At 32.6% G+C, this 18,013-nt stretch carries 13 protein-coding genes and 2 tRNA genes; 3 read left to right on the plus strand and 12 right to left on the minus strand.

The features are described 5' to 3' along the window. Positions 1-318 precede the first annotated feature (318 nt). From HNP65_RS05775 to HNP65_RS05785, 3 genes are read left to right on the plus strand one after another with little or no spacing between them, the layout of a single operon-like run. On the plus strand, positions 319-2,274 hold the full coding sequence (locus tag HNP65_RS05775; protein WP_184619358.1) for an anaerobic ribonucleoside-triphosphate reductase: 1,956 nt from the start codon (positions 319-321) through the stop codon (positions 2,272-2,274). A gap of 1 nt (position 2,275) precedes the next feature. After that, complete coding sequence (locus tag HNP65_RS05780) at positions 2,276-2,794, plus strand: 4Fe-4S cluster-binding domain-containing protein (RefSeq protein ID WP_184619359.1); 519 nt, start codon at positions 2,276-2,278, stop codon at positions 2,792-2,794. Positions 2,795-2,811: 17 nt separating this feature from the next. Continuing rightward, positions 2,812-5,328, plus strand: coding sequence for an adenosylcobalamin-dependent ribonucleoside-diphosphate reductase (locus HNP65_RS05785; protein WP_184619360.1), 2,517 nt, complete (start codon positions 2,812-2,814; stop codon positions 5,326-5,328). Between the two features lie 25 nt (positions 5,329-5,353). Here HNP65_RS05785 and rbsK read toward each other — a convergent pair whose 3' ends face one another. From rbsK to glpK, 12 genes are all read right to left on the minus strand, one after another. Further along, positions 5,354-6,262, minus strand: coding sequence for a ribokinase (rbsK, locus tag HNP65_RS05790; protein WP_184619361.1), 909 nt, complete (start codon positions 6,260-6,262; stop codon positions 5,354-5,356). Between the two features lie 91 nt (positions 6,263-6,353). Then, positions 6,354-6,430: transfer RNA gene (locus HNP65_RS05795), tRNA-Arg, on the minus strand. A 42-nt stretch (positions 6,431-6,472) separates the two neighbouring features. Then, positions 6,473-6,562, minus strand: a tRNA-Ser gene (locus HNP65_RS05800). Positions 6,563-6,661: 99 nt separating this feature from the next. After that, positions 6,662-8,560 carry an isoamylase early set domain-containing protein gene (locus tag HNP65_RS05805; protein ID WP_184619362.1) on the minus strand — a complete coding sequence of 633 codons (1,899 nt, stop codon included), beginning with the start codon at positions 8,558-8,560 and terminating at the stop codon, positions 6,662-6,664. A 15-nt stretch (positions 8,561-8,575) separates the two neighbouring features. Beyond that, complete coding sequence (locus HNP65_RS05810; RefSeq protein WP_184619363.1) at positions 8,576-9,751, minus strand: hypothetical protein; 1,176 nt, start codon at positions 9,749-9,751, stop codon at positions 8,576-8,578. 13 nt (positions 9,752-9,764) lie between these two features. After that, positions 9,765-10,445, minus strand: a complete 681-nt coding sequence (locus HNP65_RS05815) for a hypothetical protein (protein WP_184619364.1) — start codon at positions 10,443-10,445, stop codon at positions 9,765-9,767. Between the two features lie 73 nt (positions 10,446-10,518). Next, positions 10,519-12,429: a hypothetical protein gene (locus tag HNP65_RS05820; protein ID WP_184619365.1), complete on the minus strand. Its 1,911-nt coding sequence runs from the start codon at positions 12,427-12,429 to the stop codon at positions 10,519-10,521. A 133-nt stretch (positions 12,430-12,562) separates the two neighbouring features. Beyond that, positions 12,563-13,396 carry a thermonuclease family protein gene (locus HNP65_RS05825; protein ID WP_184619366.1) on the minus strand — a complete coding sequence of 278 codons (834 nt, stop codon included), beginning with the start codon at positions 13,394-13,396 and terminating at the stop codon, positions 12,563-12,565. A gap of 56 nt (positions 13,397-13,452) precedes the next feature. Further along, positions 13,453-15,045, minus strand: a complete 1,593-nt coding sequence (locus HNP65_RS05830; RefSeq protein ID WP_184619367.1) for a DNA-binding protein — start codon at positions 15,043-15,045, stop codon at positions 13,453-13,455. A 66-nt stretch (positions 15,046-15,111) separates the two neighbouring features. Continuing rightward, positions 15,112-15,834, minus strand: a complete 723-nt coding sequence (locus tag HNP65_RS05835; protein ID WP_184619368.1) for a hypothetical protein — start codon at positions 15,832-15,834, stop codon at positions 15,112-15,114. A 142-nt stretch (positions 15,835-15,976) separates the two neighbouring features. Further along, a complete protein-coding gene (locus HNP65_RS05840) occupies positions 15,977-16,528 on the minus strand; it encodes a glycerol-3-phosphate responsive antiterminator (protein WP_184619369.1) in 552 nt (183 codons plus the stop codon). Next, positions 16,528-17,997: a glycerol kinase GlpK gene (gene glpK / locus HNP65_RS05845; protein WP_425506711.1), complete on the minus strand. Its 1,470-nt coding sequence runs from the start codon at positions 17,995-17,997 to the stop codon at positions 16,528-16,530. The genes HNP65_RS05840 and glpK overlap by 1 nt, the downstream gene beginning before the upstream one ends. Between the last annotated feature and the right edge of the window lie 16 nt (positions 17,998-18,013).

The following is an 18,013-nucleotide window of genomic DNA, read 5'->3' on the forward strand; positions in this document are numbered from 1 at the left end:
CAGGACTGCTATCCATTTTTCAATGACCCCTCGCCCAACGCGTCTTCTAATTTACCACGTTTGTAACTCTTAGTCAAGTTACAGTCACCTTTACTATTCTTTTCTCTTTCTTTAATTATCTTCACTTACACAGGCGTATTGTTACAATTTTTGGAATTTTTCAAAGCTTGCATAATTTTCATAATAAGTTTACTTTTTAATTTCCACTTATTTAGAATGTTAACACAAACTATATATTGTATATTTTGCTTTTATGATATACAATATATTGTGGTTATATAAAAATTATATTCAATTCTTTTAATTGGGGGGTATTTTATGTTCGTTAAATTCGGCTACTCTGAAGATTTTGATTTGCAATTTAAAAAACTAGAAGAAAAATATGGTTCTGAAATTTTTGAATTAGAAGGTTTTGGTAAAAATCTTGATATTGATTATTTTAATAAGAAGTTCTTTGCTAATGAAAAAATAGGTGATTTATCAATTGACACAAACGCTAACGTCCGCTCAAAGCACATTGGAACATACTTTGCTGAAGTAAATAAACCATTTACAAAATTAAATTCTATTTATGTTATCTGGAAAAAAATGAAAAAACTCTATGGAAAAGAAGATGCAAACAAATTTTTAGAAGCACAAATCAATGGAGCAATTTATTTACATGATGCACATCATGCAGCATTTATGCCATATTGTTTTGCCTATACTCTCCAACCAATAGTGGAGAAAGGTTTACCGTTTATCGACACAATTCAATCAATTCCAGCACAACATTTATCTACATTCATTCAACATGTAATTCAATTTGTAATGTTTGCTTCCAATCAATCAAGTGGTGCAGTTGGACTTCCCGACTTTTTTGTATGGATGTGGTATTACGTAAAGAAAGACTTAGAAGAAGGCATTATACCAAAAGACAAAATTGACTGGTATATTGAACAACATTTTCAAATTCTAACTTATTCATTTAATCAACCAATTAGAACACATCAATCACCATATACAAATTTTACATATTTAGACAGAAATTACATCAAAGCGATATTTGAAGGGGAAAAATATCCAGATGGTACACCTATTGTAAATGAACTAGAGAACATAATTAAATTGCAAAAACACTATTGGGAATGGGTCGCAAAAGAAAGAGAAAGGCAGATGTTTACATTCCCTGTTCTTACAGCTTCACTTCTCTATAAAGATGGAAAATTTGTAGACGAAGATAGCGCAAGGTTTATCAACAAAATTAATTTAAAATGGCAAGATACAAACTGGTATATCTCTGATTCAATTGATGCAGTTGCATCATGTTGCAGGCTCACAAGCTCTACTAAAGAAATAAAACTCTCACTATCAGCGGATCCTGAAGATACCAAATTAAAAGGCATGGCAAATTCTATCGGGGGTTCAGACCTCAATATAGGTTCATTTAAGGTTGTAACAATTAACCTTCCGAGAATTGCTCTTGAAGCAAATGGAGATAAGGATAAATTCTTTGAAATTCTGAATGAAAGGGTAGATCTAGTACAAAAAATCCTTCATGTAGTAAGAACCATTATTCAAGAAAGAATTGAACAAGATGTATTACCACTTTATAAAGTAGGACTTATGAAGCTTGAAAGACAATATGGAACAATTGGAATTACGGGAGTATGGGAATCATCAGATTTTATGGGACTTACCGAACTTTCTGCAGAAGGCTTAAAATATTCAAAAGATGGGGAAATGTTTGTATCTCAGACTCTTGACTTTATTAAGTCTAAAGCCGAGGAAGGTTTTAAAAAATATGGTTTTACATTTAACATTGAACAAGTGCCTGCAGAAAAAGCAGCAGTTACTCTTGCAAAAAAAGATGCAATCATATTTGGAAAAGAAAGGCAACCATATGAACTTTATTCAAATCAATGGGTGCCACTAACAGCTGAAACTGATATGATGAATAGAATAAAATACTCAGGAAAATTTGACAAAAAGGTATCAGGCGGTGCTATATTACACATTAACATAGGTGCACCTTTTAAGTCTGAAGAAGACTCATGGAAGATGGTTAATCTTATAGCTAAAAAGGGTGTTATGTACTTTGCATTCAACCAAAAAATTTCAGTTTGTAATGAAGGTCATGCATTTATCGGAAAAAGATGCCCGATATGCGGAAAAGAAAAAGCAGAAGAATACATTAGAATAGTAGGTTACCTCGTTCCAATTAATTCCTTTAATAAAACAAGAAGAAACTATGAATACTCAAAAAGGAAATTCTATTCACTGGAGGTAATGTAACATGACTGTCTATGTAAATAGAATTTTCTTTTCAACAAATGATCATCCAAAATTATTAGGTCTTTCTATTTATTTTCAAGGCTGTGATAGGTCTCCAAAATGTCTGTTATGTCACAACAAAGAAACTTGGGAACCTTACAAAGGATTTAAATACGATTTAGAAGACCTTATACAAATTTTAAAAGATAAAATAAATTATGCTCTTGAATCATATGACAAAATAGCTGTGGTATATTTAGGTGGTGAGCCCCTTGCCCCATATAACAGAGATGCAGTCTTTCAAATTTCAAAAGAATTAAAAGAAGAATTTTCGGAAAAAATTGTAAATACCCTTTATTCCTGGAGAACACTAGAGGAAATAGAAAGACAAAATTTAGAAAATTACATTGAATATATGGATGAATTAGTTTTAGGGCCATATGATTATACGCAAAGAAACGTTGACGAAAAAGGCAATGTTTTGTTTCCGGCATCAAAAAATCAAAAATATATTAGGCTTAATAAAGTACTAAGTAAATAAGAAGAGGAGGAAGCATTATGTATGAAGACATTATAAAACACTGGCTAGATGTTGAACCTTCAAAAAACGCCTACAAAATACTTTCCGAAAGGTACTTTACCAAAGATATAAGTGGAAACTTTTTAGAAAATAAGTGGGAAGACGTATGTAGAAGAGTTGCCAGAGTAGTTGCAACATCGGAACTTGTCAACAACCCACAAGTAAAAAAAATGGATGATGCAAAGAAATTAGAGATAATAAAGGAAACAGAAGAAACGTTCTTTAAAATGCTAAAAGCTAGAATATTTATCCCAAATAGCCCTACTCTATTTAATGCTGGTATGGGTGTAAGGTATGAGCTTCTCTGGAAACCTATTGAAAATATGACACTTTCTGATTACCAAGAAATATACAACACCAGAAATCACCTGCACATGTTATCTGCTTGTTTTGTAGTTCCAGTTGATGACAGCATCAATGGAATATTTGAAGCAGTAAAAGAATATGCATTAATTACAAAAGCAGGAGGAGGAATCGGATCTAACTTTTCAAGTTTAAGACCAAAGGGAAGTTTTGTGGCTGGAACCCACGGTCAAGCATCTGGGCCTGTATCATTCATGCATGTTTTTAACTCGGCAATTGGAGTTGTAGAACAAGGGTATAAAAGACGTGGAGCATTAATGGGGATATTAAATATAAACCATCCGGACATCGAAGAATTTATAACTGCCAAAGAAAACAATGATGGAGAAAAAGTACTAAAATATTTCAATATTTCTGTAGGAATCCCATTTGATAAAAAGGAACTTCTAAAATTATATGAAGAAGATGGTGAAATAGAACTTTCACATCCAAAGTTTACAGAAAAAAGATATATAAAAGCAAGGGATATAATTAAACAAATAGCAGAAAATGCATGGAAAACAGGTGATCCAGGTCTTGCATTTCTACATGAAATGAATAAATATTATCCGTTGTATCCAGAAATGGAAATAATCTCCACCAACCCATGTGGTGAAATAGGCCTTGCGCCATATGAAGCATGTAATCTTGGATCAATTGATGTTGCTAAATTTGCCACAGAAGACGGACAAGTTGATTGGGATGCACTTGAAGATACTGTAAGACTTGCTGTAAGATTCCTAGATAACGTAATCGATGTTAATGTCTTTCCTCTTGAAAAAATTACAAACGCAGTTAGAAATAGTAGAAGACTAGGATTAGGTATAATGGGATTTGCTGATCTTTTATACAAACTTGATGTTCCATACAATTCTGAAGAGGGGAGACAATTTGCAGCTGATCTTATGGGGTTCATGGCATTACATGGGCATGACGAATCAAATAAACTAGGAAGAGAAAAAGGAAGCTTCCCGTTGTTTGAAAAGAGCAAATTCTTTAAAGACGAAGAATTTGTCCCATTTGCAATGGGAATGAGCAAATACGATGAAGATATCAAAAAAGTAATGAGAGAATCTAAAAAAGGAAAGAGAAATGTAGCAGTGCTGACTATTGCACCGACAGGCTCTATTTCTAACATAGCAGATACAAGTAGCGGTCTTGAACCAAATTTCTTACTTGCTTATGTTAGATATATGAATAAACATGATGGTACAAAAGAATCACTCTTTTATGTAAATAAAGTTTTAGAAAAAAAGCTTGAACCAAAAATTCTTGAGAAAATTAAAGAAAAATTAATAGAAAAAGGTTCATTGCAAGATTTAGATGTACCAGAAAAAATTAAAAAAGTATTTGTAACTGCAATGGATATTTCCCCAACGGATCATCTTTTAATGCAAGATGCTTTCCAAAGATATGTTGACAATAATATCTCTAAAACTATTAATATGCCATCAAGTGCTACAAAAGAAGAAGTTTTAAATATCTATCTTGAAGCATTAAAACTTAATGTAAGAGGACTGACAATATATAGAGATGGTTCACTGCAAACTCAAGTTTTAACTTCTGCAAAACACGTTAAAACTAAGGACGCTCCAAAAGTTCAATTTTTCCTCTTAGATGAAAAACATAAACTAAGGCCAAAACCAAGAAAGAGTACATTAAGAAGCGTTACAAGGAAATATAAATCAAACGAAAATACAACTTATATTACTGTATCTTTTGATGACAATGGAGAAGCAGTTGAAATATTCCTTTCAAATGGTACTGAACTTGCAGAATCTATTGGAAGATTATCTTCTATAGCTCTAAGAGCTGGTGTGTCAATAGAAGAAATTTTAGAACAGCTTCAAAAGGTTAACGGTGAATATACAAGAGGCCTTGCTGAAGAAATCAAAAAAGCAATAGATGATTTTATTGAACTATGGGGCAGCTCGGAAATTGAAACCGATGAAACATTTGTAATAGACGGAACAGTTAAAACTGCAGAAGAAGTAGAAAAATTTGTAATGGCAAATGACCTTGAATGGAGTGAAGGCTACTATGTAGATGAAAACGGAAATGTATATTGTCCTTCTTGTCTTTCAAAAAATAGTATAATAAAGCAGGAAGGTTGTATGAGTTGTAAAAAATGTGGCTGGAGTAAATGTAGTTAAAAAAGGCGCGCTAGTTGCGCCTTTTTTATATATTTAAAAAGTTTTCAACTTCTTTTCTTGAAGGAATAGAATTTTGTGCACCTTTTTTAGTAACTGACAAAGCAGCTGCTGCCGAGGCAAACTCCAATGATTTTTTTATATCAAGATTTTCATGCAAAGCTACAGCAAATGCTCCGTTAAAAACATCTCCCGCTGCCGTTGTATCAACAGCCTTAACTTTAAAAGATGGAATTTCCATCCTTTTATCTCCTTCAAAATAAATTACTCCTTTGCTTCCAAGTTTTACAATGAGTTTTTTTATTCCTAAACTTTTAAGCTTAAAATAACTATCTTCATATGAGACAAACTTTCCAAAGAATTTTTCCGTCAAAAACTTTACTTCTTCTTCATTCGGTGTCAAAAAATCAACAAATTGAAAAATTTCCTTTTCAATTCCACTTATTGGAGCAGGGTCGAAAATAACAATTTTTCCATTTTTACTAAAAAGTTGGGCAGCATATAAAGTTGACTCAAATGGGATTTCATTTTGAAGTAAAATGTAATCAGCTTCTAAAAGTTTTGCTTCATGCTTTTTTATAATTTCTTTAGTTAAGTTTCTATTTGCTCCAGGATATATTACAATTCTATTTTCACCTTTTCTTGTAACTTCAATAAAAGCTAAACCATTATTATCATCAACTTCCAAATATCCTTCAATGTTTAATTTGTCGTATTGGTCTTTTAAAGCTCTTCCATAAGAGTCATTACCAATACAGGTTAAAAAATAAACATTAGAATTTTTCTTAGAAAGTTTTGCTATACTAACTGCTTGGTTAGAACCTTTTCCACCAGGAAAAAACTCTAATTTTTGAGCCTTTTGAGTTTCACCAGGTAAAGTAAATCTCTCAACTGTTAAAACAACATCCATATTCGAACTTCCAACCACTGCAATCATTTTTTCAGCCCCTTATTTAGCTTTCTAGTTTTCACACTTACATTATAGCAATTTAAGATAACAAAAAAAGAGGCATTAGCCTCCTTTTTTTTGGCGTGCCCGGGGAGATTCGAACTCCCAACCTTCAGATCCGCAGTCTGACGCTCTATCCAATTGAGCTACGGGCACATACTATTTAATTTAAAAAAGGGGGAACTATCCCCCACTTTTTGGCGGAGAGGGAGGGATTCGAACCCTCGGTGGGGTTACCCCCACACTTGCTTAGCAGGCAAGCGCCTTCGACCACTCGGCCACCTCTCCAAATATCACATGTAAAATTTTAACTTAAAATAAGAAAAATGTCAAGGATTACAATTTACTAAAATATTCCTCCAGGGGAAATCCCCTGAAGGAAACAATTTAAAACGAAATATTTCCAAAAAGATCAAAATAATATCCTGAAAAATCGCTTCTTATTTTAAATCCTACATTGTAATCTTCTTTATATATGCCGTATCCTAAATACCATTTATCCAATAATGTTGTATGATTATATCCTGCTAACAAACCATATTTATCAAAGATATAAATTATTGAATCAACATTGTAACTTCCATTTTCAATATTATAGCTTGAGGTTAAATCCAAATAATTCATACTCAACAAAAATTCTACTCTACCTTTGGCATATTTAAGCTCTGTTTCAAAGCCTTCTAAATTTATACTGGCTATTGCTGCAAAGCTGTTTGAATTTATGAAATAGCCTCCATACAATTTTGTATAATAATCAAATAATTTCAAATTGTAACCTACAATAACTACACTTTCATCTACAAAATAATTATCACTATAGTTTACTTCAATGCCTACAACATTCAACCCTACAATCCATGACAACTGGTTACTATCTGCTCCAAAGCCTAAATAATATTTTTCATCATAACTTACAAAAATCCCAGTCTTTAATCCCTCAATTGGAAAATCTAATGCATAATTGTAATGCGCTAAAAATTCAAGCTTTTCATTAACAAGTTCCAACTTGGCATAATTAATACTTGCCCCATCATATTTCAAAGAAAATTCCAAATTATCATTCGGTCGGTATATAAGCTCTAAACTATTACTAAATCCTTGACCTTTTAGTAGATTTTTTTCGTCATATTTGTAAGATAGATTAAAGCTATAGCTACCGCTTATACCAACTGAAGATTTAGTTTCTTGCTCCGGCTTTTCAATAACCAAAGTTCCATCTTTTTCAACAATTTCAAAAACGCCATTTTTACCGCCATAACCATCTGGGACATAACCTGGTGCATTAGGATCTTCCTGCCAAGTTTGGTTATTATTTATCTCAAATACATATTTATACTCATACTTTCCAGGAGAAAGTACAAGAGAAACTTGCCAATATCCATCTACATTTTGCATTTCAATATCCTGTGGATTCCAGTTATTAAATGAACCCGCAAGATATGCTTTAGAAGCTTGTGGCTTTTCAACTTTAAAATATACTTTTCCATCAATTATACTTACACCTAGTGGCACTTCTTTTTTCTCAACTTTTTCAACTGTATTTTCAACTGGACTTCCCACTTTAAGCTGACCATTTTCTTCATATACCTTCAAAACAGAATTTTTGCCACCAAAGCCATCAGGTAAATATGCAAAAGCGTTAGGATCCTCAACCCAAGTATCACCATTTACAACAAACTTATATTGATACACACCATTATCAAGTTCCAAAGCTGCTTCCCACCAGCCATCTCCAATATCATACATTTCAATGTCATCTGCATCCCAATTGTTAAAATCTCCTGCTATCATAACATATTCTGCATCTGGATTATAGTACCTTATAACAACATACCCTTCTTCATCAACAAATATGGTATCCTCTCTTGATGTATTAACTTCATATTCTTTGCTTTCGTTTCCAGTATTACTATTATTTTCAGTACCACCAACCGGCTTTATAACTAATTTTCCATTTTCATTCACAAGAAGAAAAGCTCCATTCTTTCCACCAAAGCCGTCATCTACATATGAGGGGGCATCTGGGTCTTCAATCCACCTAGAACCATCAACAACAAATTTGTATTGGTATTCACCTGGTAAAAGTTCTAAAGAAATTTTCCAGACGCCATTTTCATTTACCATAGGATTTGCACTAACAGACCAATTATTGAAATTTCCTGCAAGATATACCTGTTGTGCTTCAACTTCAAATGTAAATACCACCATTCCATTTTCAACGTAAATAGAAGCAAATAAAAAGCTAAATAGAAAGGTTATAAGAAATAAAGATAATTTTTTCACCATTTTAAAACACCTCCATTACCACCAGGTATTAAATTCAACTGAGACTATCTTTTTAAACGTATTTACATTGTAAAAATCTCCATTTCCAACCATTATCTTAAGCTCTCCATTTGAAAAAGCATTAGACTTTAATTCAAAATATGCAGTAGCACGTTTTTCATAAACACCATTTATTCTTTGAATTTTTCCAAACAAGTTAAACATACCAATTCTTTTTGACAACTCTAGATAATATACTTCTCCTAGTGTTCCAACAGTATTATGCGCAGGCTTTCCAAATGAATAAGATAACTTACCATTTATATCAAAAAGATTGAATGGTACATTAACTGAAACATTAAAATCTCCCCATTTATCTGGCGTTAGTCCAAATTCATCAAATCCATCCTTTGAAAAGGATATAGAAAATGCTGAAAAATCATAGCTTAACCCCGCATTACTATATTTAAGAAAGTTATCTCCATTTTTATCACTTTTTAAATTTGTCCAAATAGTACCTTTTTGCATGTTATACCAAATATTAACAACATATCTGTTTTCAAGGCTTATGTTAGTATAATCCGCAAGTAAAACATTAGAGCCTGAAAATGTTATTTTAACACCCCATTTCCAATCTTTCTCAGATAAACCAACTTGTAAAATGCTTTTTTCAAAAGAATAGTCACTATAATCTGTATACACCGCTTCAAATAAATAATTTAAGCCTTTTTGAAGTGTAAATTCTAACATATAATCTTTAACATTATCTCTTAAACTGTATAAAAGCTTAAAGTTATTTGATGCATATTTAAAATAATTTAGTTTCAAACTGTTAAAAGAGTAAAAATAAAAATTTGAGTAACTTGCAACAAATCCATCTGAGCCCATGTCAAACTTGTATAATCCCAACAAATCATCAGTTTCTCCAAATACCCTATTTTTATAAACATTTATCCCAAAGTTATCTTTGTAAAAATTAACTTCTGCTGAATCCAGCCTATCGTCTTTTAAAGAAAAGGTTGCCGAAAAATCACTTCCCAACCCCGAAAGATTTGTCCAAAATTCTGTGTAGGTATTATAACTTGGTAAAAATGTTGGAAAGTCATTAGTAAAGTCTGCCACAAATGTAAACTTAAATGAATATGAAGGAGAAACACTGGCAAAATATATACAAGTTATTAAAATAGAAAATACTATAAATATTTTCTTCACTTTATCACCTCACTTATTTAACAAATGCCTTTAAAATACTTAACTGTGGGTAGTATTCAACAACAATTGAACTTCCATCTTTATCAGCAACAAAGTATCCATCTTGTCCCATACCTGCGTTGTAATTTTTACCATCAAATTGTTCTTCCCAAGGCTTCCAATCAGAGTTTCTCGCTATCTTAAAATAAAAACCTTCTCCTTTTGAAACTTCTCTTTCTATTTCATAAACATATTTATCATCAACTTTTGACATCTTTGATAAAGTCCAACTGTTAAACTCACCTGCACAGTACCAATCTCCCATTTCTTTCTCACTATCACCTGCACCAACTGCATAACCATCGTGCATTAAATTAGGAGAAGCATATATTGTAATTGAAGTAGCATCGCCTAGATTTTCTTGCCATACAGGAACTGAGGATTGAATTTTTGATTCTCCAGTCCCTACATATATAACTTTATACCATCCAATATGCCCTGAACTTCCCTCAGTAAATGTTATTGAAGAAACAGGAAGTTCAAACATATAAAACCCATTGTTCAATTGCATCTTATCTTTTTCAGTTGGCATCCAATTGTTCCAATCACCAGCAACATACATTCCTGAATCAAGTGATAAATTAAATAAAGTCATACATCCAAAAAATATAAAAAATAAGACAAAAATTGAAGTGAACAAAAGATATTTTTTCACACTTTTCACCTCCAAAGCCCAATAACAATGGGGGCATATGCCCCCATCAAATATTCATTCAATAATAACTAGCTTATTTTACATCATAAGTTAAAAATCCATCAATTGTAATTGGCGTGTCCCATTGCCATCCATCTGGATAAACTATGTCAGGCATTGTATCTGGTGCAGATGAACCATCACCACCTACAACAAAGGCAGCAATTTTTATTTGTGTTGGTTTTCCAGAAGCAAATCCCAAATCACTCCATGGAATCTTTACCTCAGTTACTGAACCAACAGTCTTACCTTCATGTGTCTTTTCTGTACAAGTATTACCTTCTACTGTATAGAAATGCCTATTCCCGTCATCATTATTCCAAGAAGCAACAAATGCGTCATTTTCAAATCCTTGAAGTGTAATCTTTCTTGCCCATGCGCTCATTTGTGAAAGATCTGTTGCTCCTTGCGTATCATTTCCTAAATCCATAACTAAGAGCCATCCATTGCCTGATACAGATACATCAATTCCTAAATAAAGATAAGAATCATTGTTCCAAACTTTAATTTGTTTTAGCTCATTATCAGCACCCCACTGTGAATCGTTCGTTGCATCATTAAATACTGCAGAATCAGCTGGAAAATCGGACAAATCACCATTTAAAGGAATATCAATTCCTTCAGTAATATCATCTACACTTCTTGGAACAACTTTATACCTATCGTAATTCCACATTATTACACCTTTAACAGTATATTCTACACCAGTTTTCCAGTCATATCCAACATAATCTTTTACAGTAATTTCTGTACCATCACTTAAGAAAGTAACATTATCATACGTATCCGTAGATTCTACAGTACCAGTGAATACCACAAGCTTTCCATACAATGGAGATGCATCATCAATAAATGTTCCGGTTATATCCATTGGTGCTGGATCAGGATTTCCTGTGCTAATAAGTTCTGAAGCATCTGGAACTATTTCAAAATCATGACCATAAACTGATGCTTCTCCTGAAACTAAGACTAGATCCCCAAGACTAAAGACATCACCAATGCCAGATTTATATACCTTTATTGCATCAGTATCATCTTGTATAAAAGCATAATCTTTCCATGGTTGACTTGAATTGTGGTATGTATAAGTCACAACACCACGAACCGTTGTTGTAAATGTTGCACTGTCATCAGCAAGCAATCTTTCTTTGACATTTGCTATTGTTTCAATAGTTGTACTCTTTAATGGTTCAAAACTTACTTTACTGTGATGTGCATCAAAAATTACTTTAAATTCCTTTACATTTTCATCAAAATTAAATGTTCCATTATCACCCGTTGCATAATAATTTTTTCCATTAAATGCTAATACCTTTAATGTATCAGTAATATCCCAATTATCTCCTGACCAAATTTTGTATTCAATATTTTTTACATAATCACTTGCTGTAACCGTTGCTTCAAAAACTCCATTGCCCATATTTTCCATCTTCATATGCGACCAGTCTGTCACTGTTCCGACAAAATAATAATCACGCTTATCTTTTAAATTATCCCCAAAACCAATAATTGTATTGGTTGAATCTGGAATAGTTGCATAAAATTCCACTTTGTCTGTATCTAAAAGAGCATCAAAATCTTCTTTTAAAAATGGCACAGAAGGATCATAAGGTCCTGTACCACCATATACGATCCAAGTTTTAGTTGCTTGAGGATCAACTACCTTTACAACAGTCCACCAATACACTCCATCTTTATCTTTTCCTTCTAAAACATTTGAAAGATCAGATTTTGCAATAGAAAGCTTATATTCATTTTCTGCCACTTCACTCATCTTTAAACCCGGTAGAACTGTTATATCTTCTGCTCCATCAGAAGCCTTATATTGAAAATTAAATGCAACGTAATATCCTGGCTCTAATTCAGCACTTTTAGGTGCTAAAAAACATCCAAATAGTAAGAATAATAATAAAACAACTGACGACAACAATAGAAACTTTTTCATCTTACATCCCTCCCCAAAATTACAATTTCGCAATTTCATATTATATTACTATGCCTATATAAAAAAAAACAAACCTTGGAACGAGTTCCAAAATCGTTCCAAGGTTGATTTACAAAATTTTACCTACATTTGTTTAATTTAACACAACTATTTCATTCGGGCTTCTAAGCAATATTTCTGGTTTATTATCATCAAACCAAAGTTCTCCATAGAATCTTACTTTTTTACCTTTAATGGAATATAAGTTATAATCTTTGAAAAAATATTCATATTCACCATCGCGAATGGAAATTTCAAACCAATCACAATCAATATAGTAGTGATATCCACCATTACTATGGTAATTTTTTCTTATATCTTTCACTGTTCCTTCTAGAAAAACGATCTTACCTTCAAGTGAGCTTGTTATTTGAGCCTTACTACTTAAAATCTTTGCTGAATTCCATTTTGAAAATATTCCTTTTTTATTTTCAAAGGCATAGTTATAAGCTTGAACAAGCCTTGGAGTTAATTCACTATCATCATTATCAAAATATATTAAAGGTCTTGCATATCCTTCCATTAAAACTGACTCTTCATAGAATATATAACCATTTTCACTATTTTTTCCAAAAACATAAGCTAGAGTTCTACCATATCCATCATTTCCTACAACCTTTAAATATATCTCGTATTTGCTGACAAAATCTTCTAAAAACCTTTTTGCATCCTCTCCGTACTCACCAACTGGTTTACTACCTGCATGAGTTTCTGGAGTATCAATTCCAACAATTCTCACTTTTTTGTACTCTCCATTTACATATCCATAGAAAGTATCGCCATCAACAATGTGAACCACATCTAACTTTACAAATCCACTATCATCTTTAATGGGACTTAAAAAGTCTATAGCATCAATATCTATACAAGAAAACAACGTAATTAAGACACTAAATAACAAAATTGGCAAAAGCTTTTTCAAATCCATACTGCTCCCTTCTTCTTTTACTTTTTAAAATGTGCCACCTAAAGGTGGCACAATTATTATTTTAAAATCTCTACATCAAATTGACCTCTAGGCAAAATTTCATATTCACCTTTATACAAAGTAAGGATTCCTGTAACTTTAACCTTTGAACCTACCGACAAATTAGAAATATCTATATTTGTACCTTTCTTTAAATAAACTTTTATTAGAAATTCCCCTGTATCCACTACAAAATCATATTTTCTTTTTTCTTTTACTACTCCTTCAACGTAAACTAAGCTTGACAAAAAGACATCTGAAAGGCTTGTTAAAACATCTGCTTTTGGCTTATCTTTTCCAACAACTTCTATTGAATCAGCAACAAGTTCTACTATTCCATTCCACAATTTACTTTTTCCAGTTACTACAACAACGTCACCTGTTTCTAAGCTTTCTGTAAATGATGGTGCATAAATCATGAGTCCTGAAACTTCATCCTGAATGTAAAAGCTACCTTTTCCAAGTAAATCTTTTGGAGAAGTCACTATTCCTTTAACAGTATATATAGCTCCTTCCTGGCCAAAAGCAACATCCATCAAAGAAGAATAGGATGTTTTTTCACCAATCTGTTTTTCAACTTTTTCGGCACTAATGTTTTCTTTTTTGCCAAAGGAAAAGTTTAAAAGATTTTCAAAATCAAGTGAGTAGAAATAATTTAACTCAACAGCTATAAGCTGTTTTCCACCGAAGCTGTCTCCACTTAACAAATCTCCATTTCCAACCTTTAGAGTAAAGTCTTTATATGATAACTTAGCACCATATAAAGGTAGCATGTTTGATTCAACCCACACACTATTGTACCTTACAAATATTCCAAGAACATAATCATTAAGGTGATAATCTAAATCGGCATAAATTGCCCAATCATTGCTATTAAGAAGTTTGTCTATAGGATCTCCCGTTTGAAAATCTACATCATATACATTTGCACCAATTTTTAAAAACTGAGTTGATAATTCAAAATTGTTATATTTTGCTCTTGCACCCACTAAATATGAAAATTCCATTAAATTATCAGTTTTTGCTGAAAGTGCTCCCCACATATCTAAAGAAATATTTCCAAAGTTAAATTCCTTATTCATATCCGCCGATAATTGATTGTACCTATTTTCATAATAAACTCCAAAGTCATAACCAAAAAGATCAATCTTTGAAAATGCAGCAAAGGTATTATTATCAAGGTTATAAGCACCACCTAAATTAAACACACCATATCTTGCAAATAGACCTAATCCATAATAATCAAATTTTAATCCTCCAACTCTTAATCCATCCAATTTTTCAGTTTGTGTGCTTTTTAAGCGGGCCTTTAAAGCATCAATCGTTAAATCAACTCCAAAAATGTTAAATTTTCCTTCAAGGTAGTAATACCTTGGCTTTGCTATAGAAAAATCCCCTATATTCCAAACATCATGTGAAAGTGCCAAATAGTCATTAACTTTAAATTTAAGAAAATCAAATGGTTTATAGGTTGCATATAATATTGGAAAATTATCAAAAGAGCCATCATTTAAACCAATTGTCATAAGATTTAAAACTGATAAGGAAAAATTCCCCGCAAATACTATAAAAGAAAATAGTACCATCAATGTTATTAAAAACTTCTTCATATTTTTCCCTCCCGATAATAATAGGGCCATAGGATGGCCCTATTTTATTTAACTCTTTACTAGTAATTAAAATTCAATATCATCTAAGTCTCTTGGATACAATCTCCACTCTCCGTAATATGCTGCCAGATATCCCGTAATTGTTGCAGGTTTGTCTGTACATGTTGCAATTGCTGTATAAGTGTAAACTGTAACTGTTGCACTACCAGACTCTACCGGATATTCTAATTCAAACTTTTTCCCATCATTATCCAACGATGTTAATGTACCTTTTGCAGTTACAAATCTGTAATTCCATAAAGCTAAAGAAGTTGCATCTGTTGTTTCGCCAGCATCATTAAACAACCAACCATTCTTTAATCCAACGTTTAATACCACTGGTTCAGGCATTACTTCTGTAGCAGTACTAACAACTGTTACATTCTTCATTCTTAAATTTCCATGATATGTATCTTTATACAAAGCACCTCTCACGGTCACTTTATCTCCAACGTTTAAATTTGCAGATGAAATATCTTTGATATATAATCCAGCTGTTGCATCAGCAATAATTCCATATCCATATGTAGAACCAATATACTTATAAACTAACACACCTGTAACTGTTGCATCAGAGGTTTCATTAAACAAATAATCCAATTTTGAAGCTATAATTCCATCAAAACCTAAATTAGTCCCTCCTGAATTTTCATCTCCATCATTGTTATTAGGAAGCTGCTGAAGACATCCTGAAAATACTATAAATATCACAAGCAAACCTGCTAAAAGTAAAAATAATCTTTTTTTCATACCCCACACCTCCTGTTTTGTTTTTAGCATATAATTGTATCAAAAAGTTACCTAAAAAGAAAATTAAAAAAAAGGTTATCATCTTCCATCTAATTAATATACCCTCTTTTATTTAAGCAATATTCAAGTTTATTTAAGTTTTTTAAAATTCATTCCAGAGACTTTCGCAACTTGTTGAAATCCCTATAGCACCATTTTCCAATAATAATTTTGCTTGTTCTTTTGTGGTAACAAGCCCACCCGAAATAATCGGTTGAACTATTTCTTCTTTAATCTTTTTCACAAGCTCTGGTATTAAACCAGGCAAAACTTCAACAAAATTAGCTTTGTGCTTTTTCACCTGCTCTATACCAGTTTGAAATGCTTTAGAATCTATTAAAAAAATCCTTTGAATAGCCATTAAATCTAATTTTCTTGCAAAATCAATCAAATTTGAACGTGTAGTTATTATCCCATCTGCGCCTACAAATTCTTTAACCAACTTAACACTTGCCTTATCTTTTCCTATTCCTTCAACAAGATCCACGTGAACAAATACAAACTTTCCGTGCTCTTTTAATTTCTTGCACGCCCTTTTTATTTCAAATATATCTCCTTCAAGCAAAAACACAGAGCTTGCCTGCGTACTAATTATCTTTTCAACCATTTTTAAATTACGTATAGCAGGTACAATAGGATAAATAAACGGGTGCATTACTCTTCACTCCATCTCATGGATCTCTTTACAGCTTCTTTCCACCTTCTATACAACCTTTCGCGTTCGCCCTTTGAAAGTTGAGGTTCAAAACGTTTATTTAAATTCCATGCAATTTCTTCCTTACTCTTCCACAAACCAACTGCAAGACCTGCAAGATATGCCGCACCCAAAGCGGTAGTTTCTGTAACTTCAGGTCTTTCTACAGGAACACCTAATATATCAGCTTGAAATTGCATCAAAAAGTTATTATTTGATGCTCCACCATCTACTCTTAATGTTCCCATATTAATTCCTGCCTCTTTTGACATTACTTCTAAAACATCTCTTGTTTGATAGGCAATTGATTCAAGAACAGCTCTAACAATATGTGCCTTTGTTGTACCGCGCGTTATACCTATCAAAAGACCTCTTGCATACATATCCCAATATGGAGCACCAAGTCCAACCATTGCAGGAACAAAATACAAATCTCCAGAATCAGGAACGGATTTTGCTAAATCTTCTGTTTCTGAAGCGTTTTCAATCAATTTTAAATTATCTCTAAGCCATTGCACTGCTGCACCTGCAACAAATATACTTCCTTCCAATGCGTATTCTACTTTATCATCAACACCCCAAGCAATGGTTGTTAAAAGCCCCGAATTTGAATAATAAGGAGTATCTCCTGTATTCATAAGTATAAAGCAACCTGTTCCATATGTATTTTTCACCATACCTTTTTCAAAACAGGTTTGGCCAAAAAGTGATGCCTGTTGATCACCAGCATCTCCTGCGATTGGAATTTCGCCTCCAAAAATTTCTGTATATCCATATACATAACTTGATGGCATTGGTTTAGGTAAAATTGTTCTTGGAATATTAAGGATCTCTAAAATTTCATCATCCCAGTCCAAAGTTTTTAAATTAAATAACATAGTACGAGAAGCATTTGAATAATCAATCACATGTACCTTTCCGCCGGTAAGATTCCAAATAAGCCAGCTATCAACTGTTCCAAATAATATATCTCCACGCTCTGCTTTTTCCCTTACTCCTTCAACATTATCCAAAATCCACTTTATCTTTGTTCCCGAAAAATACGCGTCAACAACAAGCCCAGTTTTTTCTTTTATAAGTTTTTCATAACCTTTTTCCTTTAAATCATCACAAATTGACGCAGTTCTTCTGCACTGCCAAACTATAGCGTTATACACAGGTTTTCCAGTCTTTTTATCCCAAAGTATAGTTGTTTCACGCTGGTTGGTAATTCCTATCGCAGCTATATTTTCTGCTCCAACTGTTTCTACTACCTTTTTTGCTACTTCAATTTGTGAATTTAATATATCGTATGGATCATGCTCCACCCATCCAGGTCTTGGATAAATTTGTTTATACTCTTTATTTAAACCATATACATATTCTCCCTTTTCATTGAAAAGGATAGCGCGTGAACTTGTTGTACCTTGATCAAGTGCCAGTATATACACCATATCCCCCCTTGAC

Source organism: Thermosipho japonicus (genome assembly GCF_014201655.1).
In the GTDB taxonomy this organism is placed as follows: Bacteria; Thermotogota; Thermotogae; order Thermotogales; family Fervidobacteriaceae; genus Thermosipho; species Thermosipho japonicus.